The sequence below is a fragment of the Thermococcus sp. 21S9 genome, assembly GCF_012027635.1.
Taxonomy (GTDB): Archaea; Methanobacteriota_B; Thermococci; order Thermococcales; family Thermococcaceae; genus Thermococcus.
On the sequence record NZ_SNUS01000061.1, the window covers coordinates 1 to 398 of the forward strand.

Annotated in this window: 1 protein-coding gene; it reads right to left on the bottom strand. The window is 44.0% G+C overall.

What is annotated here, in order from left to right:
- Nucleotides 1-98: 98 nt before the first annotated feature.
- On the bottom strand, nt 99-398 hold a 300-nt coding region (locus E3E28_RS10970; RefSeq protein ID WP_206203909.1), incomplete at its 5' end, for a hypothetical protein.

Consider the following 398-nt stretch of genomic DNA (forward strand, 5'->3'; position numbering starts at 1 on the left):
TCCAGTTGTTTTTGTTTGATAACTTTTCCAAATTCAGTCCCTCCATTTACCTTATCGTTTTCATGGTGCTTAAAACCTTCAATATATGTCTCCTCAGCTCATTGTATGCAGTAGCTCCTGTGACATGCCCTCTGTTTATAATGTGCAGTTTTTTTCTCGTCATAACACTGCTCTTGTCGCTCAAATACGACTATCCGGTCGTGTCTTGCTAGCAAGGCCTCGGGGTCTTTGATGAATACTTTTACGTCCTCCATGTTTTGCTTGAAGTTGTTCGCCAACCTTTCAAGGTGTTCCGTCATCCATGGAAGTTTTGCACCAATTTGCTCTATCTTTGTTCCATCGCTCGCTCTTGCTCCCATCTCCAGCTCCTGAAGTTCCAATATCGGGTCGTCAACCGC